Consider the following 20,972-nt stretch of genomic DNA (forward strand, 5'->3'; position numbering starts at 1 on the left):
TATTGACTGTGTAATATCTGACGGAGGAAGACAGCAAAAAGTTATCTGCTCCGAAAAATTATTTTTTCGGCAGGGCTGAGTTCCGGAATTTGCATGCGCGTCTGATCATAAGCCGTTGTCTCATCAGTGGTCTTTAGCTTAACGAAATGCCTTTCCGGTATGAAAAAGGGCTCCCGGCCTACGATGTCTGAAGGATTGTACCCCAAACTGGCAATCTCGCATGCGGAGATGCCAACGTTCCACTTGTCTCGGAACCGCTCGGCATTGTTCAGCATCGCGATGCGGTGGCCGATCGGACTGCGTCCGAACGTGCCCTGGCCTTCATGATGGATATAGACGTCCTCGGCGACCCACAACCGTTTGCCGCTGATGCGAGCCCGGATCGAAAAATCGTCATCCTCGTAATTCCCAGGATAAAAACGCTCGTCAAATCCGCCGATTCTCTCCAGCAGCCCGCGGTGAAACAGCATGCAGAAACCGATCAGCCTATGCGCGTAAAAGCCTTGTCCTGCAAGGTTTGTTTGCCGATTTAACGCGTAGGCGTCCAGTTCTTCAAGCGAAGGCCACGCACCTGCCGCTCTTTGGATGGGGGCGACATGGTTGGATACCGGCCCGACGATCCCGATATCGGGATCGCGGCTCAACGCCTCGTGCAGCCTTGTCAGCCAATGTGGTCCAACGACCGTATCGTTGTTCAGCAGCAGGATATGATCGCCGGAAGCTGCAGCCATCCCTTGGTTTGCTCCTGCAGCAAAGCCCTGGTTTTCCGTGTTCGCGATGAGTTTCACGCCAGGAATTCCAGCCCAGAAATCCACCGTCCCATCGGTCGATCCGTTATCCACTGCGATCCACTCCAGCGGTTCGGTATGGCGGCTGACGCTTTCGACACAGCGTCTTGTCATCTCCAGTCCGTTCAGGGTTAGCATGACCAGGCTCGTTAACGGCATATATCTCCCTCTTTTCCGAATCAAAAGGTCTGCCCTGCTTGATTACAAGCCGGACGTATTCAAAATATAAGGCAGTACATCGGCAGCCGGCGAATCCTCCTCCAGAATAATCCCCAGCCCATTACTGGAGTGCAGCCGATACAGACGCAGATCATAGGAAGTGCCCTCGATAAAGTCCTCCACGGCGGTCAGCACCCCATTGCGTTCCCCATGCTCATAAAGGGCATTACTGACCATATGATTGAACCCGCCCACAGGAAGCAGTTCGGACCGTCCCGGTTCTATCCCCCTTGTGGCGAACGGCTTGCGGAATTCCTCCGGAATGGATTCGGGAAAATAGTACATGTCCCGGCGGCCGTAAGGCCATTCCGTATCGTGCAGGATGACGACAGGAAATTGCCCCGTACGGGCAGCCGTCTGTTCAACCAGCTTCAGCTCGTGGAAAACCGTGTACCAGTTATGGTCGCCGTCAATCAGAATCATATCGTACTGCCTAATCGCCGGGAGAGCCTCCAAACTGAGCTTCCGGATCATTTGGAAGGATGAGCCGTAATATTCCGCTAACAGCTCCGTATCCATCTGGGGCACGGGATCGATGGCGATGCAGCGGGCGCCGACATGCTTGCAGTAGTCGAGCAGTTTATACGTGACCTGCCCCCTTAGAGAACCGATCTCTACAATGGTGCGGGGACGAGTGGCGATGATCAGCGGTTTGATGACCTTTTCCCAAAAACGGTGCATGACGTTTGCTCCTTACTTGTTCAAGTCTCTGACCCTGTAAAACAAAGGATGAATTACCCAATGCTAACCCCGGCACTGCAGTATCCGGCAACGGTGTTGAGCAGACTGATTCCGGTGGCCGTGGCCGAAAAGACCATGAGCAGTCGTGTTTGCGATGTCAATGGAATAGACAGCCCGCTAAGGTTCCCCGATGAAATGGTTCCAACCGCCAGGGTTCCGGTCAATGAAGGGGCCAAGGTAACCGTAGCGCCCGGTATCGCCGTAAACGTATTGTTCGGGGTAGGCGAACTGAACAAAGTAGCTGTAATGGTCAATGTTGTTCCCAGCAGGTTCAAGGCGGCCGTTGTGCTGAAATAAGCGGATATGGACGTAATCGTCCCTGACCTTGGCATAGAAAAGGCAAAGTTCAACAGCGTTCCGGCGGCCCCCGTCAAATCGATCGAGGTTCCCCCTACAAGAGTCGTCGTTCCTGAGTTGCCAAATCCAACGAGCCCTACGTTTCCTGCCAGCCCGCCTGCGATTGACGTTAAACTAAGTGGCAGCCCCGAGGCAAAAGGAACCACTCCACCGGCTCCCGTGGCTCCCGTCGCCCCTGTGGCACCTGTCGCACCTGTTGCTCCTGTCGCTCCTGTGGCACCTGTAGCACCCGTCGCTCCCGTGGCTCCTGATGCTCCCGTTGCACCTGTCGCTCCCGTGGCTCCTGTCGCACCTGTTGCGCCTGTAGCTCCCGTGGCTCCTGTGTCACCTGTTGCACCCGTGGCACCCGTGGCGCCTGTCGCACCCGTGTCGCCCGTAGCGCCTGTCGCACCTGTTGCGCCTGTAGCTCCTGTGGCTCCCGTTGCTCCTGTGGCTCCCGTTGCTCCTGTGGCTCCTGTGGTTCCCGTTGCACCTGTCGCTCCCGTAGCACCTGTCGCTCCTGTGGCTCCTGTTGCACCCGTTGCTCCTGTGGCACCCGTTGCACCAGTTGCCCCCGTGGCTCCTGTGTCACCCGTTGCACCAGTTGCTCCCGTCGCTCCTGTAGCTCCTGTAGCTCCTGTCGCACCTGTAGCACCCGTAGCGCCTGTCGCCCCTGTTGCTCCTGTTGCGCCTGTTGCACCTGAATCGCCCGTAACACCGGTTGCTCCTGTGGCACCCGTGGCACCAGTTGCCCCCGTGGCTCCTGTGTCACCCGTTGCACCAGTTGCTCCCGTTGCGCCTGTCGCCCCTGTTGCTCCCGTTGCTCCTGTTGCACCTGAATCGCCCGTAACACCGGTTGCTCCTGTGGCACCCGTGGCACCAGTTGCCCCCGTGGCTCCTGTGTCACCCGTTGCACCAGTTGCTCCCGTTGCGCCTGTGGCACCTGTAGCACCCGTCTCTCCTGTATCGCCTGTGGCTCCCGTGGCTCCTGTGTCGCCTGTTGCACCCGTGGCTCCTGTAGAGCCTGTGGCTCCCGTTGCACCAGTTGCTCCCGTTGCACCCGTTTCACCTGTCGCTCCCGTGGCTCCTGTAGAGCCTGTGGCACCGGTAGCTCCCGTTGCTCCTGTCACACCCGCGTCGCCCGTTACTCCGGTAGCTCCCGTAGCGCCTGTAGCTCCCGTTGCACCTGTAGCGCCTGTGGCCCCTGTCGCACCAGTTGCTCCCGTGGCGCCTGTCGCTCCCGTAGCGCCCGTCGCTCCTGTTGCTCCCGTAGCACCCGTAGCTCCTGTGGCTCCTGTAGCACCCGTTGCACCAGTTGCTCCTGTAGCTCCCGTGTCGCCCGTAGCACCCGTAGCTCCTGTGGCACCTGTCGCACCCGTGGCTCCTGTCGCTCCTGTAGCACCCGTGGCTCCCGTGGCCCCTGTAGCGCCTGTCGCTCCCGTTGCTCCTGTGTCACCTGTTTCACCCGTAGCACCTGTCGCTCCCGTGGCTCCCGTGGCACCTGTTGCACCTGTAGCACCTGTCGCTCCTGTAGCACCCGTGGCTCCTGTGGCACCTGTCGCTCCTGTGGCACCTGTCGCTCCCGTTGCTCCTGTCGCTCCCGTAGCGCCCGTGGCTCCCGTAGTGCCTGTTGCCCCTGTTGCGCCCGTGGCTCCTGTGGCTCCTGTGGCTCCTGTGTCACCCGTTGCTCCTGTATCGCCTGTAGCACCCGTTGCACCAGTTGCTCCCGTGTCGCCCGTTGCTCCTGTTGCACCTGTGTCGCCCGTAACACCGGTTGCTCCTGTGGCACCCGTTGCACCAGTTGCCCCCGTGGCTCCTGTGTCACCCGTTGCACCAGTTGCTCCCGTCGCTCCTGTAGCTCCTGTCGCACCTGTCGCTCCCGTTGCTCCTGTGGCTCCTGTAGCGCCTGTTGCTCCCGTGGCGCCCGTTGCTCCCGTATCGCCTGTTGCCCCTGTAGCGCCCGTTGCTCCTGTGGCTCCTGTTGCGCCCGTTGCTCCTGTCGCTCCCGTTGCTCCTGTCGCACCTGTTACGCCTGTAGCTCCCGTGGCCCCTGTAGCGCCTGTCGCTCCCGTGTCGCCCGTAGCACCGGTTGCTCCCGTAGCGCCTGTTGCACCTGTGTCGCCCGTAACACCGGTTGCTCCCGTAGCACCCGTTACTCCCGTTGCCCCTGTTGCTCCCGTATCACCTGTTGCTCCCGTTGCTCCTGTCGCACCTGTTACGCCTGTTGCTCCCGTGGCCCCTGTAGCGCCTGTCGCTCCCGTGTCGCCCGTAGCACCGGTTGCTCCCGTAGCACCTGTCGTTCCCGTTGCTCCTGTGTCACCTGTTGCTCCCGTTGCTCCTGTATCGCCTGTGGCACCTGTAGCACCCGTAGCGCCCGTGGCTCCCGTAGTGCCTGTTGCCCCTGTAACACCTGTCTCTCCCGTGTCGCCCGTTGCACCGGTTGCGCCCGTTGCACCCGTCGCACCCGTAGCGCCCGTGGCTCCCGTAGTGCCTGTTGCTCCTGTGGCTCCTGTTGCTCCCGTTGCTCCTGTGGCTCCTGTTGCTCCCGTGGCTCCTGTTGCTCCCGGGTCACCCTGTACACCGGCAGGACCTGCTGGCCCCTGTATCCCTTGAACTCCTGGGGGACCCGGCATTCCCGGCGGCCCCGTCGGTCCCGCCGGCCCACCAGCAGCGATCCGCGGCAGCAGAGCAGCAAGTGAACGCTCAATCCTTCTGATTGCATCGACCAGCAAATCCTTGTCAGAGGCTCTGATCCGAAGCAAAAGTACAAACGATAGCATTTCCCCGAGCAGCTGCTGGAGTTTGATGACCAGACCCATGACCGATAAAGGATGAGCCTCCGACATCATGATCGTCAGCTCAAGGACGGCCTGAAGGTGGGCCTTTTCCCTGGGTTTAAGCCCGCTAAGATCGTTGATGAAGCAGAGCAGTTCCTTCAGCACACCGTTCAGTTCCGCAGCTGAGGCCGGAGATCCCGAATAAACAACCGGGGGGATTTTCAGCAGCATCCGCTTCAGCAGAACATGCAGCTCCTCAGACTCATGTACCGTGATCAGGATGATACCGGAAATATCTCTGTCCCTGTTCCTTTTTCCGTCACCGCAATCCATGTTCTCATCTTTGCCCATGATGACCCCCCCTGAAATCCGGCTGCCGGGACCCGTCGAACTCGCCGTTCGGAATAGTCCGGTTGGTATGTCCGCCTACCGATGCACATAACCTTTGAAATAAGCGGCCAGATTTCAGTGGAAGCCCGCCGCACGACACATGGTATTGATACATACTTATTACGCATGGCGGCAGCTCATCACTTTTCCGAGGCAGCAATCCGTGTGGAGTCTAGGAGGAACCCTGATTGTGATAACCATCAGCCTGTGCATGATCGTAAAAAATGAAGAACACACGCTGGAAAGGTGCCTGTCCTCGGTATCCCGTGCAGTGGATCAGATCATTATCGTGGATACCGGGTCGACGGATGGAACAAGGGAGACCGCACGAAAATTCACCGACGACATTCACTTCTTCGACTGGATTGACGATTTTAGCGCGGCCCGGAATTTTTCTTTCAGTCTCGCCACCTGCGAGTATATTCTGTGGTTGGACGCCGACGATATCCTGCTCGAGGAAGATCAGATAAAGCTAATCCGGCTCAAGGAGTCTCTCGATCGAAGGACCGATTCGGTCACGATGCTGTACCATCTCGGTTCCGACCCGTACGGCAACGTTACCGTCCAGCTGCGGCGCAACCGTTTGGTCAAGCGTTCACAGGGATTCCGCTGGACCGGTACGGTTCATGAATATCTGGAGGTCAGCGGACGGATTGTGGACAGCGATATTGCCGTTACTCACCGGGGTGACGATCGAAACCGCGACCGCAACCTCAGCATCTACCTGCGCAAATTGTCTCAAAAAGCCGAATTCACTCCCCGGGACACGTATTATTTTGCTAATGAGCTGATGGACCACCATTTATATGAAATGGCTGTGTTCTACTATGAGAAATTTCTGAACGAAGGCCGCGGGTGGGTGGAGGATAATATTGCGGCATGCGGCAAATTGGCCGATTGTTACCATGCGCTTGGGAATCGATCCAAGGAGCTGCTCTACACCTTGAAATCGCTGGAATACGGCAAGCCCCGCCCCGAGTTTTGCTGCAGGCTGGGCTTCCATTATATGGAACAGGCGGATTGGGAGACGGCCATTTTCTGGTACCGACAGGCCCTGGAATGGACGGCGCCGACGAGCCATTGGGGGATATCCAACCGATCCTATGCCACATGGCTCCCGCATCTGCAGCTGTGCGTCTGTTACGACAAGCTCGGCCAGTATGAAACGGCTTATGAACATAACGAAGCAGCAAGGCGTTACCAGCCGGAACATCCCTCCGTCCTTGGTAACAAGACGTATTTGGAGGCCCGTTTAAAAAGGAATGGCGTCCCCCCAGACAGTCAACAAGCATACGACTAACCCAGTGCAGCCCAAAAAAAGGTGCCCTCAGGCGAGGGTACCTTTTTCATTGTTTTAAAACGGGCTCCGGGATCATCATTCCCAATCGAATTCTATTCCCGCTTCCCGTCCAGAACCCTGGCTGCCTGAATCCCGCAGCGGTTTACGTGTATAATGATACTGAGTTAACTACTATAGGAACACGAGTACTGCTTTCATAAGGAGAATTCGGATATGTATAAAATATTGATCGTCGAAGACGATCCGAAGATCGCCGGTCTGCTTCAGTCCCACATCCAAAAATACGGAGACGAGGCCATCGTCATTCACGATTTCGACCGTGTGCTGGATGAGTTTACGGCGGCCGCCCCCCATATCGTGCTGCTGGATGTCAACCTGCCGAGCTTCGACGGCTACTACTGGTGCCGGCAGATCCGTCAGGTGTCGACCTGCCCGATCGTTTTTATTTCGGCCCGCAACGAAAAGATGGATCAGGTCATGGCCCTGGAGAACGGCGGCGACGATTATATCACCAAGCCGTTTCACTACGAAATTGTGATGGCCAAAATTCGCAGCCAGCTCCGGCGCGTCTATGGGGATTATGCCGCCGGCGGTGAGCGGACGGTCGAACAAGCCGGGCTTGTCCTGTATCCCGAACGGATGGAGCTGAAGCTGGGGGACAAGCGGATCTCCCTGACCCGGAAGGAAACGATTCTGATTGAAACCCTGCTGGAACGCAGTCCGCGGCTGGTCTCCCGGGAAACGATCCTCGAGAAGCTGTGGGACGACACGTTCGTGGACGACAACACCTTGAGCGTGAATATTACCCGTGTCCGCAAAAGGCTGGCGGAGCTGGGCATCGGGGAGGCGCTGGAAACGGTGCGCGGCTCGGGCTACCGTCTCAATATGGCATGGAAGGATGAGGCATGACGTTGAAGCTCTTCATTCGCGATCATATTCCGCTGCTGATCTTCACGATGCTGGAACTGCTGGCCGTTGTGGCTGTGTTCTGGTTTGACGGATACGACCATCCGCTCACGGCGCTCTATGGCATTTTTCTCGGCCTGTTTATTTTTGCCGGATATCTCATCTTTCGTTTCTTCAGCCAGCGGCTGCTGTACATGCGCTTATCCCGTCCATTCGAAGCCTTAAACGAGTCGATCGCCGCAGGCGGTACCGCACCAGTGTCCCAAGCCTTCAACCATCTGCTGGAGACGCAGTACCGGCATTACCAGAACCTGCTTCAGACCTGGGAACGCAAGCAGCAGGAGCACCTGACCTTCATGAACCAGTGGGTGCATCAGATGAAGACGCCGGTATCCGTCATCGAGATGATTACGCAGGGTGAAGACGATGAGCGTCTGCTCAGCATATCGGAGGAAACCGACCGCATCCGGCGCGGCCTGGAGATGGTGCTGTACGTGTCCCGTCTCGAAACCTTCGAGCAGGACTTCAGCGTGGAGCCCGTAGGGCTCAGGCAGGCCGTAAACGAAACGGTGCATGAGCTCAAGCGGTATTTTATCCGCAATCATGTGTATCCGGAAGTTCAGGTGGACGACGGGGTTATGGTGCAAACCGATGCCAAATGGATGCGGTTCATGCTCGAGCAGCTGTTGTCCAACGCCATCAAATATGCCGCCGGCACCGGCAGCAAAATTACGGTTTCCGCCAGGACTGAAGACGACCGTTCCTTGACCCTGGAAATCCGGGACCGGGGCGTCGGCATTCCGAAGGCGGACCTCGGGCGGGTCTTCCGTCCCTTCTACACGGGCGAGAACGGCCGCAGGTTCAAGGAATCTACGGGTATGGGGCTGTATCTCGTAAAAGAGGTCGTGGACAAGCTGGGCCACGGCATTCGCATCGAATCGGCGCCCGGGGAAGGGACGGCGGTCCGTCTCCATTTTGAGCGCTCGCAGGTACAGGTGCGGAATCGCTGATTCCGGCGCCTTTTTGCCGCGCGTCCGGACAAGACAAGCCTGCAGGCGGTGACGCAAGCTTACATCCGTGTAAGATTGCTGAAAGGTCCATCCATAGGAGATTTGGGCTCCATCGCTTACACTGGACCTAGATGAACCCCGCAAAGCATCCCTTTACATCGATGCGCCATCACTGATCTTGCGGGGACCCTAAAATTGAACGGACCGCCGGTTCCGCCGCTCTCCCGCGCGCGAGCAGGTGTCCGGGTTGAAGAGAAGGAGTGCTTCGGATGACGGACATTTTATCCGCCAAAAATATAGGCAAAATTTATAAAGGCATGGTTTCCTACGAGGCTCTGTCCAATATCGATTTAACGATTCAGGAAGGCGAGTTTGTCGGCATTATGGGGCCGTCCGGGAGCGGAAAAACGACCCTGCTGAACATCGTGTCGACCATCGACCGCCCGACCTCGGGCGAAATCCGCATCGGCGGAGAGGATCCGTACCGCCTGTCCCAGGATCAGCTGGCACTGTTCCGCCGCCGGGAGCTGGGCTTCGTCTTTCAGTCGTTCAATCTGCTTCATACGCTGACGGTGAAGGAGAACATTATACTGCCGTTAACGCTGGATGGCGTCGGCGTGCAGGAAATGAACGAACGGGTCGCCGCTCTAGCTGAGAAACTTGGCATTACCCCGATCCTGGATAAGCGAACCTACGAGATATCCGGAGGGCAGGCGCAGCGAACCGCGATCGCGCGGGCGCTAATCCACCGGCCCAAGCTGCTGCTGGCCGACGAGCCGACAGGCAACTTGGACTCCAAGGCAGCGCGCGACGTGATGGAAATTCTCGAGAAGCGCAATCAGGAGGACGGGGCCACGATGCTGCTCGTCACCCACGATCCGGTGGCGGCGAGCTACTGTCACCGCGTTATTTTTATCAAAGACGGCCAGCTGTACAACGAAATCCATGACGGGGATAACCGCGCGGCGTTCTACCAAAAGATCATCAACGTGCTGTCGCTGCTGGGAGGGAACGGACATGAATTTTCGCCAGTTCGCCTTTAATAACGTCTTCCGGAACAAGCGCGCGTACGTCGCCCATTTTCTGAGCAGCGCCTTTTCGGTCATGATTTTCTTCATCTATGCCCTGCTGCTCTTTCATCCCGATCTGAAGGGAAACATCGTGTCCTCCAGCGGAACGCTGAGCATGCTCGGCACGATGGGGCTGCGGGTATCCCAATGTATCGTGTTCATTTTCTCGTTCTTTTTCCTGCTGTATTCAGCATCTTCGTTTATCAAGCTGCGCAAAAAGGAATTCGGCATTCTGCTCCTGCTAGGCATGTCACGCAAACAGCTGAACCGGATGCTTTTTATTGAAAATATCGCAATCGGTGTTGCAGCTATTATCGCCGGGATCATCGTCGGGGCTGTGTTCTCGAAGCTGATCCTGCTCATCTCCGCCTCGATGCTGGCGATCGTCGACGGGCTGCCCTTTTACCTGCCGGGAAAAGCGGTCCTGCTGACGGCCGGGGCGTACCTGCTTCTGTTTCTGCTGGTCGCTTCCTTCACGTCGGTGATGACCCGGAAGGGCACGCTCATCGAGCTGATCAAAGCGGAGGATAAGCCCAAGCCTGAGCCGAAAGCATCGGTCCTGCTGTCCGTTCTGTCGGCGCTGCTGATCATACTCGGCTACGCCTGCGTGTTCCTGTTCGTGCTGCGCCGGATGTTCTCATTCCTGCTGCTGCTCGGCGGCGTGGTGCTGGTCATCGTCGGCACGTACTTCCTGTTCACCCAGCTCAGCGTGTACGTGATGAGAGCGATGAAGAAGCGGCCCCGCATCTTCCTCAAGCGGACAAACCTGCTGACGATTTCCGAACTGATTTACCGGTTGCGGGACAACGCCGTGATGTTCTTCATGGTTGCGGTCATTTCCGCTACCGCTTTTACCGGGATCGGAACCGCGCTGGCCATTGGCGACCCCGGGCTCGCTTCGATGAAGAACCCGTATGCGTTCACGTATGATTCATATAATGATTCGGACCATAAAAATTCGTTTGAGCAGAAGCATGTCCGCCTGATTGAAGATACACTGCGGAGGGAGGGTTTTGACTACCGCAAAGTATCTTATATCCCGACTTATTCGGATAACGGGTTCATGCTGATCAAGCTGGACGATTACAACCGACTGGCGCAGGCCCTCGGTTACGAGCAGGAGACGCTTCGTGAAGGGGAAGCGTTCGCCACGCCCTCGACGGTCACGCAAACCAGCGAGTTCAAGCTGGACGGATTAACCCAGGACCGCCTGACCCTGACGAAGGAAGGCTCGGAAATGACCCTGCATCTGCTCAAAGCGCTGCCTCATATCGTCGTACCCAATACCACCAACGTGTATGTCGTGTCCGACGCAGACTATGCGAAGATGAACGCCGGCAATCTGCTCAAGCTCGTCTCTGTGCAGTTTGTCGTTCCGGACTGGCACCACACGCTGCGCATCGCGCAGGAGCTCCGCGACACCATTAATAATGACGTCGATGAGTCGGGAAATATGAATTACAACTTCCAGGCGCTCGTCATCGACTGGGTCGAGTCCCGGCAGTTAAACGGCCTGCTGCTGATCGTCAGCGGGCTCGTCGGGATCGTGTTCTTCACCTTTGCTGCGAGCTTCATCTACTTCCGGCTTTATGCCGACCTGGCCCGGGACGAAGAGCAGTACCGGATGATCTCCAAGGTGGGATTAAGCCGGAGGGAATTGGGGCGAACCGTCTCGAGGCAGCTGCTGCTGATGTTCTTCCTGCCAATGCTGGTGGCGGTTATCCACAGCAGCGTCGCCTTTCTGGCCCTGCAGCAGCTGGTCGACTTCTCCGTCGCTTCGCATACGCTGGCCATCTTCGCCACGTTCCTGGCGATCCAGGTCGTTTATTATTGGATCACGCGCTGGCGCTATTTAAATCATTTACATCAGAAAATGATCTGAAGCGGGGTCAAATCCCTGGGAAGCAAGCCCTGGTACGTGTAAGCGTGCCAGGGCTTGTGTTATGTAGCCGGGGGAGCCACGGCTCGCTCAAAGTTGCTCCATTTCATTCTTGATATCCCGGCGCCGGTCTTCAATATATTCCCTGATGACATCCGGTTCCGTATCAAAGATACCGACATCCCACTTATATTTAGGGTCATCATAGATATCCTGAGCAATGGCGCTGTGCATTTTCCTGACCACAGGCATCAGGCGGGATACGGTAAAGGTGGATTCCAGCGCCCGCTCAAGGATTCGCTTATACTTCTGTCTGTTCGTCTTGTAGGCCAGCACTTTTCCAGTCAGCACGTTGTATCCCTTAATCCTGACCAGGTCGGAGTTTACAGCTTTACCATAGCAGTTTCTGCCCCATGTACCCTCATAATCCCAAGGGATCATTCCATACTTACTGCGTTTGCCGTATTCGAATATCGTATAGTTCTGGAGGAACCCGTCGTAATTTCCGGTCAGCACAGCTCCGCATAACCAGCGCAAGTAATTGTCCATATCCAGTCGCTGCCGAAGATAATCGCTTAGCTCGGTCCCTTTTTTTCGGTTAATGCTGCGGATGAAGTCGCTGAGGCGGTTCCTGTCCGTTTCGCCGCCTTTAATGAAGGCGTATCCTGACAGCAATTTGCTGGACTTCGCATTTTTTTCCGGCATTGCAAAGTCAGCATTATCATTGACCGCATAGATGATGCTTCGTGCATGGAGCCCCCTTTTGCGGAAAAAAGCGGACTTCACCGCCTCAATTCTTAAATACACCCCTTCCTTCTTTCCATTTATATAAAGCACACAGTGTTTCGTTGAGGGGCTGGGGACGCCAAGCACATTAAAATAATGAAATGAAAGGGCGTTTCTCATCAGGGACGGATCATCGTGCTCCGCGTTAAAGTGGTACGTCGCCTTGGCCGTCCGAACCTCATAGGATTTTTTCGGATATTCACGGGTATGGCCCCCGCGGTAACGAATGCGAATCGGAGTCCTCCGGCCATCCATACTCATCGTTCCACTGACAAACGAATCGGACCATATGTTGCTCTCCAGCTTTTTCATCGCCGAATCCTTTAACTCGATCCGGTATACAGGCAGACCCATGCCGTAACCGCCCTTCTAGATTGAATCGCCTGATCTACAGCCTGCCCGGCCCACTGGGGCTGAACACGGCGTGATCATTTGCCCTATTTAGGCTTTGTTCAACCTATGCGGCGCCGGCAGTTCACGTAAGGGCTGACGCCTTTCTAGTGTAAAAACTATTCGGCAGACATAGAAAGATAGACTCCGGTTTGATTTTGGATAATCTAGTATTTTCGGCTAGTCCCCTTTTTTGCAAGACACATATAAATAGATTACAGATAGACTCGAAGGACAAATAAAGCCCTTCATGAGACTATCCAAACTATCTTGGAAGGGGTAATTGGTATGTCGTTAGCAGGTCTTAACACAATGAACTCCATTGGGAGCGAGGTGAAAATCAATCGCGGCGGGCCGGACTCGATCGTAGGTGTTCTGGTGGGGATACAAAACGGTTACCTGGCCGTTGCGACGAAAGAAGGCATCGTCTATGTCAACAGCACCCATATCAAAAGCATCAGCAGCACAGGCAAATCCGGAGGGGCAAAAGCCATGACGGTGAACCCGATTATGGCAGGAAACTTCGCTGGATTGCTGCACGCGCTCCGCTACCAACGCGTACAGATCAACCGCGGCGGCCCTGAAAAAGTCGAAGGTGTGGTTGCGGATGTGAACCAATCCACATTGACGGTGGTAGCCAAAAAAGATGAAGTCATCAGTATTCCGATATTCCATGTAAAATCCGTTATGGTCATCGGCTCGAACACCAGTGGAGGAAACAAGAACAAGAGCGGCGGTAACAAAAACCAATCTAAAGGCAATCAGTCTGGAGGCAACCAAAGCAAAGGCAACCAAAGCAAAGGTAACCAAACCAAAGGTAACCAAACCAAAGGCAACCAAACCCGGGGCAATCAAACTAGAGGTAACAAAACTCGCGGCAACCAAACTCGTGGTAATCAAACCCGCGGCAACCAAACTCGTGGCAACCAAACTCGTGGTAATCAAACCCGCGGCAACCAAACTCGTGGCAATCAAACTCGTGGCCATCAAACCCGTGGCAACAAAACCCGCGGCAACCATACCAAAGGCAATCTGACAAGAGGGGCCATGGAATGGGCTAACAGATCCTGGAGAAAGACCAAAACGATTAAACGTACGGTACGCAAGCGCAAAATCGGTAAATAAGCCATGACTGCAATCAACCAAATAGACCCTTCGCGTTGAATCCAATCCACAAAGGGGGGAATAAACCATGTATGTATTTATTGCAGTTTTACTTGCCGGAATCCCGTTGTACTGGATGATTCGTCCAGGAAAAGCTACACGGACCGCAGATCCAGTCATTCAGCCAGTATCCAGTGTTCTCCCCCTGGGAGGTGAGTCAAAGTAAATGTCTGACTACCAAATGTGGCTAACAGTCGGCGTATTTGCCATCACCGTCATTTTCTTGATGTGGCGTCCCCGCGGAATCAACGAATCCATTTCAACCACTGCCGGAGCATTTATTCTGCTCGCCGCCGGGGTCGTCCCTTTAACGGACCTGATCACCATCTTCAACATCGTTTCCGGAGCCGCTGTGACGATTCTGTCTACAATCGTGATGTCCCTTGTGCTGGACAGCGTCGGTGTTTTTCGCTGGGTTGCTCTTAACCTGATTGAACGGGTAAACGGTTCCGGCCGGAAACTGTTCTGGTACGTGATCCTGCTCTGCTTCCTAATGACGATTTTCTTTAATAACGATGGCAGTATCCTGATCACAACGCCCATCATTATTCAAATCTGCTCGATGCTGAAATTAAAGCCGCATCAAAAAATACCGTACCTCCTTTCCGGCGCACTCATCGCAACGGCATCCAGCGCACCGATCGGCGTGAGCAACCTCGCGAATCTCATCGCGCTTAATATCGTAGGCCTGGACCTGAACAGCTATACCCTAATTATGTTCGTCCCCTCCATGATCGGGATCGCAACGATCGCCATGCTGCTCTACCTTTATTTCCGCAAACAGATACCCGTTACCATCTCCCGTAACCCCGCCCGTGATTTTTCATTAGTTAACATACACCCGCTTCAACAGCCAACCGAATCCAGAACCCAAATCGACTGGTGGCTGTTTCGTGTCAGCATCTGCATCGTAGTCCTCTTCCGGGCAGGTTTCTTTCTAGCAGCAAGCTTGGGTATACCGCTCGAGTATGTCGCAATCACCGGGGCTGCCCTCATCGTCTTCGTCCGCTGGTATCGGACCAAAACAGGGATCAAGGACATCGTCACGAAGACGCCTTGGCATATCCTGCTGTTCGCCTTCAGCATCTATATTATCGTCAAAAGCCTGGATAACGCCGGGTTAACCGCTGCTTTAATCAACGGATTACAACCATTTGCCGGCATGGGTGAAGCTAGCCTGATCGCCGCATTCGGACTGTTGCTGACCCTGTTGTCCAATATCGTGAATAACCTGCCGTCCGTCATGATCGGAACCTTAGCGGTGCTCGGCATGGGACTTGATCCGCAGCATGTCCATCTCGCTTATATGGCAACGATTATCGGAAGCGACATCGGTTCGCTGTTGACGCCCGTCGGAACCCTCGCTACCTTGATATGGATGTTCATGTTAAGAAGCAGCAAAATTCATATCACATGGAAGCAGTATATGCGCGTTACGTTCATTGTGATACCTGTCGGTCTAATCGTCAGCCTCGCCAGCCTTTATCTCTGGACTCAATATGTCATATGAAAGGAGGCAAGCTATGGAGTCCATCCGTTCTCTACTTGGAAAAACAATAGAATTAAAGATCTCGGGCTATAAAATCCCGATCATCGGTGAACTCATTGATGTCGGCAGTGATATTTTGGTCCTCTACTCGGAAAACAAATATATTTACACGCCGGTACACCATCTTCAGCACATGAAGATCATGGAGGAGGCCGAGGATTCGTCTCAAGCCAACAAAGAGCCCGTTCTTGACCATGCCCATATTTCTTTTCGCAAGATGCTGATGAATGCAAGAGGCATATTTACGGAAATCCATCTTGGCGGTGCCAGCTCGATTCATGGGTATGTAACCAGCATTATGAATGATTATTTCCTTTTCTACTCCCCTGTTCACCATACCATCTATATCCCGCTGCACCATGTAAAATATTTGTCTCCGTACCCTCCGAATATGACCCCCTATGATTTGAGCGATTCGCATTTTCCCGTGCAGCCAGGAACACCGGCCCTATCGCGGAACTTGGAACAGCAGCTTGAAAAATTCCAGAATGGTCTGGTCGTGTTCGATTTGGGTGAATCTCCCCTCAAAGCCGGGCTCCTCAAAAAAGTAGACAGTCATATTATAGAGCTGATCGAGGCGGGAGGCCAAACCATCCTTCTTCACACGGATCATATCAAATCCATTCATCTTCCCTAACCAAAAACAGCCAATGCAGAGCATGCTCTGATTGGCTGTTTTTGCATAACGCCGGAATCCGGCAGGGGGACCGTTTCCGGTTTCCGGGGAGCTTCGCGGCAGAGTTGTGGGGGAGGGGGATCTAGGACCCAGTAGCAGGGACCTTGCGTGGGGAGAATGGCGTTGTTTGGTTAATTGGGGTGACCGGCTCATCGTCTCACGTTCCGATCTGCGCATATTTTAACCGAAGAACAGGCCTTTGGCGATTAACGAAAGTTAACGGATCGGCCGTTTTTTTATATAATGAGAGAAAAAGTACGGAAAAGGCATCCATTTTGTCGGAAATTTGGAGGATACAATGATCACGCGGACCGATGCAATCATCTTAAAAACAAAAATCACCCTGCCCTTTCCGAAGGATGGCTTGGTCGAGAGGGAACGCCTGCTTCAATCTCTGTCGGGTGGAGTTCATGGCAGACTCACTTTGATTTACGCCCCTGCCGGTTCAGGCAAAACCACCCTGTTGACGCAGTGGGCCCAAAGCGAAGGCGTCAACTGCGCCTGGCTGGCGCTGGACGGCCGTGACAACGATCCGGTCCGGTTCTGGCGCTATGCGGCGTTTGCATTGGCGGAAATCCTGCCGGCCCCGGCAGCCCTGCGAATGCTGGAACTGGCCGATGCCCTGCCTTCCCTGTCGGCAGACGCCTTCCTGGATGCGTTAATGAATGAACTTTATGGACTGTCCGAGCCTGTAAAGCTCATATTGGACGATTATCATTGGATAGAGGATGACCGCATCCATAACGGCTTGTCTTACCTGATCGACTATATGCCCCCCACCCTTCATGTGACGGTCGCGAGCCGCAAGGAAGTACCTTTTCCTGCATCCAAATGGCTCTCCAAGCGGGAATGCATCGTCGTTGACGCCGACAGGCTCCAGTTTACCCGGGACGAGTCCGAGCAGTTCTACCACAAGTCCGGCATCATGCGGCTGACCCCGCGGCAGATCGACCGGATTGCGGAACGGACCGAGGGATGGGCAGCCGGTCTGCAGCTGGCCTCGCTCTCTTTAAGAGCGGCGGAAGACGTGGACCGATGGATCGAAGGGTTCTATGGAGACCACCGGGATGTGGCCGATTACCTTTTTCAGGAGGTACTTGCGCAGCTTCCTGCCGACTTGAGATCGTTCGTGCTGACGACGGCCGTTCTCGACCGGATGGATGCAGGCATATGCAGCCTGCTCACGGGCGACCCTGCCAGCGGGGACAAGCTTGACGCGGCCCGCCGGTTCAATTTATTTCTCATCCCGCTGGACCTGAAGCATAAATGGTTCCGCTACCATCATTTATTCGCCGGATTTGTCCGGGAACACCTCAAGCGGCATCAGCCCGATGAGTGGTTGCGGCTGAACCGGCTGGCAAGCCGGGGCTTTGCGTCCCGCGGATTGCTGGACGAAGCCGTAGACCACGCCATGGCTGCCGGTGATTACGCCGAGGCGGGCCGCCTGCTCGAGCAGCATATTCCAGCCGTGCTGGAGCGCGGTGAAGTTTCCGTCCTGCTGCGCTGGTTCGAGGGCTTCCCGCCATCCTATGAGCTGTCTATGGAGCTGTCGCTCCTGTACGCGTTCGTACTGGTGCTCACCGGGCACTTCGGCCAGGCTGAAACCAGACTCGGATCACTGGAGGCGTCGACCCGGATGCTGAAGGAATCGGAACGGCTGAAGCAGCTGCAGAGCGGCATCCTGTTCGTCCGTTCCAATCTGATGTTCGCCAGCGGAGACTTCACGAATTGGTTTGCCTTCATCGGGACCATGCTGGACGATATCCTCCCGGCTGACCCGACTTATTATATGTTTAACTACAACAAAACAGAGCCTCTTGTGAGACGGACCGCTCTGGGGCTAAAAGGAGTTCTGTCGGCGGACACGGAAAAAATCGGCACGCTGTTTATGGGTGTGCTCGCCGCCCATGGCTGGCAGGGGTCGCTCATTCATCTCTATGTAAAGCAGTCGCTCGTTGAAGGATATTATGAATGGAACCGTCTCGGCGAGTGCCGCCAGATGCTCCAGGAGATGACAGCTTTGACCGAAAAATTAAACGTACCGGGACTGCTCGTTCCCATGCTGCTCATGAAGGCCCGTCTGCTCATTGCGGACGACCGGACCGCTCTGGCGCATGACGTCATCGACGAAGTGCTGGATGCCCCGCTCTCATCTTCTGCCGGCTGGGGCACGCCCTGGGTCCATCTGCTGACGGCATTCAAAGTCCGCATGCATCTTGCAGACGGACAAATGCCGGCCGCCAGGAAGCTGATGGCCCGGCTGGGGCTGACCGCCAAGGACAAGCCGACTTTTCAGCGGGAGTATGAAATGATGACGCTTGTGCGCCTGCTTGGCAAGCAGCGGAAGGAGAACGAGGCGCTGCGGATTCTGGAGCACCTGCTGCCCCAATCGGAGCGCGAGCAGCTCGTTTCCGGCATCGTGGAGAACCATACCCTGCAGGCGCTGCTGAAGGAACAGCTGGGGCAAAAAACGGCCGCCCTCCGCCACCTCCATACCGCCCTGTTCCTGGGAGAACGCAGCGGGTATATCCGGAGTTTTGTGGATGAGGGCAAGCCGATGATGTCGCTGCTTGGCCGGTATGAGGCGGCCGTCATTCGCGGAGAGTCCGGTGGAAGCCATGAGGACGTTGGGGCCGGGCTCCCGGGGGAAGTATCCGGGGATTATGTCCGTACGCTTCTGAGGCTATTCCCCGTGGCCATGCAGGAGACGGCGGCTGCGGCTGCAGCTCCGGCGGCCTCGGCCGAGCCGCTGAGCCGCAGCGAATCCGAGCTGCTCCGGCTGATCGGCCAAGGGGCGAGCAATAAGGAGATGGCCGCCGAGCTGGCTCTGTCGGAAGGGACCATTAAGGTCTACTTATCCCGCCTGTACGAAAAGCTCGGCGTATCCTCGCGAACCCAGGCGCTCGTTACGGCCCGGCAGCTCGGTCTGCTGTCTTAGGCAGCCGGACCGTCATCTCCGTGCCTTCTCCCGGAGCGCTTTGGACCGAGACGCTGCCGCCGTGCATCTGCACGATTTTCTGTATAATCGATAGTCCCAGCCCGCTTCCCCCGCCGGAGCGGGTTCTTGATTTATCCGCTTTATAGAATCTTTCAAAAATATGCTCGAGGTCCTCGGCCGAAATGCCAATGCCCGAGTCCCTGACGCGCACGACGGCTTCCTGCCCGCTTTCCTCGAGAAAAACCTGGACCGTTCCGCCCTCCGGCGTAAACTTAATCGCATTGTGGAGCAGATTCACCCAGACCTGGCTGAGCAAATCCCGATCCGCCTCGATCGTCACGGGTTCAAACTCTACAGACATATCGAGGTCCTTGCCCTGCCACTGGGGCTCACAGGCGAGAACGAGCATCTGCAGCTGTTTGTCCAGCCGGACCGGTTCAGCGTGAAACGGATGCTTGTCGGAATCCAGCGACGCCAGGCGCAGCATGTTCTCCGACAGCCGGGAGAGCCGTACGCTCTCCTCCTCAATGATGTTCAAGTAATGGTCCCGCTGGCCGGGGCTCAGGTTCTCCTCGCGCAGGACGCGGGCAAAGCCGCTGATCGAAGTCAGCGGGGATTGAATCTCGTGGGACACGTTCGATATAAACTCCTGGCGCATATGCTCCAGGTTGTTCAGGTCGGCGGCCATGTTGTTGATCCCCTTCACAATCCCGCCCCAGTGGCCGTTTTCTCCGAACACCGGAATTTCCACTTTGAAGTCGCCTTTGGAGATCCGCTTCAGCGCATCGATGACCAATTGGTAAAACTCCGACTGTCTCCGCTTCGCAAACCGCGAAATAATCGAGATGGAAACGCCGAAAATGAAGAATCCCAGCACGGAATTCAGCAGCTGCCGCAAGAGCGGGGATATGTGCCAGCGAAGGCCGTGAGTTATATAGAACGCCGCAGTCCAGCAGACGACGAGCGCTGACAGCAAAAGGATCATGAAAAAGATGATCCGGACGCGCAGCCAAAAGTTCAGCGGCTCACCGTCCATGCCCCGAATCTTATCCTCTCTCCGCTTCGCAATTTCCTTCCGCTTTCTTCTCCGCTCTTCCCTCTTGAGCCGGCGAGCCTCCTGCCGGTCCTCCGGCTTCGTCCCCCTCGCGTGATTCATGCGCAGCCACGTTTCGTTCTGCTCCCGATCCAGACGGCGGCGCTGAATCCGTTCCCGCTGTGCGCTGTAACGATCCGGCCCGCTTCGCTCCAGGTTCCCGGAACGGGCATCGGTACCGTCAGCCTGGAACGCATCAACCGGTACCGGCCCCTGCTCCCTATCCTTCATGACAGCACCTCAAGCCGGTAGCCGAGGCCGCGGATCGTGCGGATCTGAAAGCGGTCCTGCTGGTCGGCAAACCGTTCCCGCAGCCGCTTGATATGCACATCGACGGTCCGTTCGTCACCTTCATAGTCATAGCCCCAAATATGTTCAATGATTTGATCCCGGGAAAACGTCTTGCCCGGGTAGCTGCCAAGCAAAAACAGCAGCTCAAATTCCTTCAGCGGGAGCGTCAGCGCAGCCGATCCTGCGTAGCATTCGTACGTTTTGCGGTTCAGACGCACGTCGCCAAACTGAATTTCCTGCGAGGCCGATATTTTATAACGTTTGAGGAGCGCCTTCACCCGGACAGTCAGCTCGAGCGGGTCAAACGGTTTGACGAGATAGTCGTCGGTCCCGAGCTCAAACCCTTTGACCTTTTGCGAAGTCTCACCTTTGGCCGTCAGCATCAGCAGCGGAATGTCATAGGCCGCATCCAGCTCACGGCACAGCTCCCAGCCGTCCATGCCCGGCATCATAATATCGAGGATGACCAGATCGGCCTTGAACGACTCCATTGCCTCCAAGGCTTCATTTCCGTTCGAAGCCTCTGCTATCGTATAGCCCTCATTCTTCAGCAGATGGCTGACGAGCTCGCGGATATGAGGATCGTCGTCGACAACCAGTATATGAGCCAAGTCGCCCCACTCCTTTCTATAATAGATATGAAATAAACGCGAACATTCACGGTTATGC

Annotated in this window: 15 protein-coding genes; 9 read left to right on the forward strand and 6 right to left on the reverse strand. The window is 55.8% G+C overall.

Annotation, left to right across the window (positions count from 1 at the left end; translation table 11 throughout):
• Positions 1–41 precede the first annotated feature (41 nt).
• The 3 genes from BCV73_RS27510 to BCV73_RS27520 are packed head-to-tail and all read right to left on the reverse strand — an operon-like array spanning position 42 to position 5,212.
• A complete protein-coding gene (locus BCV73_RS27510; RefSeq protein WP_089549280.1) occupies positions 42–947 on the reverse strand; it encodes a glycosyltransferase family 2 protein in 906 nt (301 codons plus the stop codon).
• A gap of 42 nt (positions 948–989) precedes the next feature.
• The gene (locus tag BCV73_RS27515; RefSeq protein ID WP_089549281.1) at positions 990–1,688 is read right to left on the reverse strand and encodes a class I SAM-dependent methyltransferase; all 699 of its coding nucleotides are present in this window, start codon (positions 1,686–1,688) and stop codon (positions 990–992) included.
• Positions 1,689–1,741: 53 nt separating this feature from the next.
• On the reverse strand, positions 1,742–5,212 hold the full coding sequence (locus BCV73_RS27520; RefSeq protein WP_256993022.1) for a collagen-like repeat preface domain-containing protein: 3,471 nt from the start codon (positions 5,210–5,212) through the stop codon (positions 1,742–1,744).
• A gap of 229 nt (positions 5,213–5,441) precedes the next feature.
• Here BCV73_RS27520 and BCV73_RS27525 point away from each other — a divergent pair, with 229 nt between their 5' ends.
• From BCV73_RS27525 to BCV73_RS27545, 5 genes are all read left to right on the forward strand, one after another.
• The gene (locus tag BCV73_RS27525) at positions 5,442–6,551 is read left to right on the forward strand and encodes a tetratricopeptide repeat-containing glycosyltransferase family 2 protein (protein WP_089549282.1); all 1,110 of its coding nucleotides are present in this window, start codon (positions 5,442–5,444) and stop codon (positions 6,549–6,551) included.
• A gap of 213 nt (positions 6,552–6,764) precedes the next feature.
• Positions 6,765–7,460 (forward strand): response regulator transcription factor, encoded by a 696-nt coding sequence (locus BCV73_RS27530; RefSeq protein ID WP_076173028.1) that lies wholly within the window; start codon positions 6,765–6,767, stop codon positions 7,458–7,460.
• Positions 7,461–7,462: 2 nt separating this feature from the next.
• Positions 7,463–8,467 (forward strand): sensor histidine kinase, encoded by a 1,005-nt coding sequence (locus tag BCV73_RS27535; protein ID WP_179232164.1) that lies wholly within the window; start codon positions 7,463–7,465, stop codon positions 8,465–8,467.
• Between the two features lie 269 nt (positions 8,468–8,736).
• Positions 8,737–9,510, forward strand: a complete 774-nt coding sequence (locus BCV73_RS27540) for an ABC transporter ATP-binding protein (protein ID WP_076173030.1) — start codon at positions 8,737–8,739, stop codon at positions 9,508–9,510.
• Positions 9,485–11,419 (forward strand): ABC transporter permease, encoded by a 1,935-nt coding sequence (locus BCV73_RS27545; RefSeq protein WP_089549283.1) that lies wholly within the window; start codon positions 9,485–9,487, stop codon positions 11,417–11,419. The genes BCV73_RS27540 and BCV73_RS27545 overlap by 26 nt, the downstream gene beginning before the upstream one ends.
• Positions 11,420–11,506: 87 nt before the next feature.
• Here BCV73_RS27545 and BCV73_RS27550 read toward each other — a convergent pair whose 3' ends face one another.
• The gene (locus tag BCV73_RS27550; protein WP_089549284.1) at positions 11,507–12,556 is read right to left on the reverse strand and encodes a CotH kinase family protein; all 1,050 of its coding nucleotides are present in this window, start codon (positions 12,554–12,556) and stop codon (positions 11,507–11,509) included.
• Between the two features lie 348 nt (positions 12,557–12,904).
• Between BCV73_RS27550 and BCV73_RS27555 the strand changes: the two genes are divergently transcribed.
• From BCV73_RS27555 to BCV73_RS27570, 4 genes are all read left to right on the forward strand, one after another.
• Complete coding sequence (locus tag BCV73_RS27555; protein ID WP_089549285.1) at positions 12,905–13,717, forward strand: hypothetical protein; 813 nt, start codon at positions 12,905–12,907, stop codon at positions 13,715–13,717.
• A gap of 205 nt (positions 13,718–13,922) precedes the next feature.
• Positions 13,923–15,266 carry an arsenic transporter gene (locus BCV73_RS27560; protein WP_089549286.1) on the forward strand — a complete coding sequence of 448 codons (1,344 nt, stop codon included), beginning with the start codon at positions 13,923–13,925 and terminating at the stop codon, positions 15,264–15,266.
• A gap of 13 nt (positions 15,267–15,279) precedes the next feature.
• A complete protein-coding gene (locus BCV73_RS27565) occupies positions 15,280–15,942 on the forward strand; it encodes a DUF2642 domain-containing protein (RefSeq protein ID WP_089549287.1) in 663 nt (220 codons plus the stop codon).
• Between the two features lie 337 nt (positions 15,943–16,279).
• Positions 16,280–18,919: a winged helix-turn-helix domain-containing protein gene (locus BCV73_RS27570; protein ID WP_089549288.1), complete on the forward strand. Its 2,640-nt coding sequence runs from the start codon at positions 16,280–16,282 to the stop codon at positions 18,917–18,919.
• Here BCV73_RS27570 and BCV73_RS27575 read toward each other — a convergent pair.
• Positions 18,888–20,243, reverse strand: a complete 1,356-nt coding sequence (locus BCV73_RS27575; RefSeq protein WP_343220186.1) for a sensor histidine kinase — start codon at positions 20,241–20,243, stop codon at positions 18,888–18,890. The genes BCV73_RS27570 and BCV73_RS27575 overlap by 32 nt on opposite strands.
• Entirely contained in the window at positions 20,240–20,914 is a 675-nt protein-coding gene (locus BCV73_RS27580; protein WP_089549289.1) for a response regulator transcription factor, read from the reverse strand. Before BCV73_RS27580 ends, BCV73_RS27575 begins: the two co-directional genes overlap by 4 nt.
• Between the last annotated feature and the right edge of the window lie 58 nt (positions 20,915–20,972).

The sequence above is a fragment of the Paenibacillus sp. SSG-1 genome (assembly GCF_002224835.1).
GTDB classification, from domain to species: Bacteria; Bacillota; Bacilli; order Paenibacillales; family Paenibacillaceae; genus Paenibacillus_AQ; species Paenibacillus_AQ favisporus.

What these genes read in the sequence shown, in the direction of transcription:
- BCV73_RS27570 (WP_089549288.1), top strand. Translation starts at nt 16,280, where the DNA reads ATGATCACGCGGACCGATGCAATCATCTTAAAAACAAAAATCACCCTG.
- BCV73_RS27555 (WP_089549285.1), top strand. Translation starts at nt 12,905, where the DNA reads ATGAACTCCATTGGGAGCGAGGTGAAAATCAATCGCGGCGGGCCGGAC.
- BCV73_RS27520 (WP_256993022.1), bottom strand. Translation starts at nt 5,212, where the DNA reads ATGGGCAAAGATGAGAACATGGATTGCGGTGACGGAAAAAGGAACAGG.
- BCV73_RS27565 (WP_089549287.1), top strand. Translation starts at nt 15,280, where the DNA reads ATGGAGTCCATCCGTTCTCTACTTGGAAAAACAATAGAATTAAAGATC.
- BCV73_RS27560 (WP_089549286.1), top strand. Translation starts at nt 13,923, where the DNA reads ATGTCTGACTACCAAATGTGGCTAACAGTCGGCGTATTTGCCATCACC.
- BCV73_RS27530 (WP_076173028.1), top strand. Translation starts at nt 6,765, where the DNA reads ATGTATAAAATATTGATCGTCGAAGACGATCCGAAGATCGCCGGTCTG.
- BCV73_RS27515 (WP_089549281.1), bottom strand. Translation starts at nt 1,688, where the DNA reads ATGCACCGTTTTTGGGAAAAGGTCATCAAACCGCTGATCATCGCCACT.
- BCV73_RS27545 (WP_089549283.1), top strand. Translation starts at nt 9,485, where the DNA reads ATGAATTTTCGCCAGTTCGCCTTTAATAACGTCTTCCGGAACAAGCGC.
- BCV73_RS27510 (WP_089549280.1), bottom strand. Translation starts at nt 947, where the DNA reads ATGCCGTTAACGAGCCTGGTCATGCTAACCCTGAACGGACTGGAGATG.
- BCV73_RS27550 (WP_089549284.1), bottom strand. Translation starts at nt 12,556, where the DNA reads ATGGGTCTGCCTGTATACCGGATCGAGTTAAAGGATTCGGCGATGAAA.
- BCV73_RS27575 (WP_343220186.1), bottom strand. Translation starts at nt 20,243, where the DNA reads ATGAAGGATAGGGAGCAGGGGCCGGTACCGGTTGATGCGTTCCAGGCT.
- BCV73_RS27540 (WP_076173030.1), top strand. Translation starts at nt 8,737, where the DNA reads ATGACGGACATTTTATCCGCCAAAAATATAGGCAAAATTTATAAAGGC.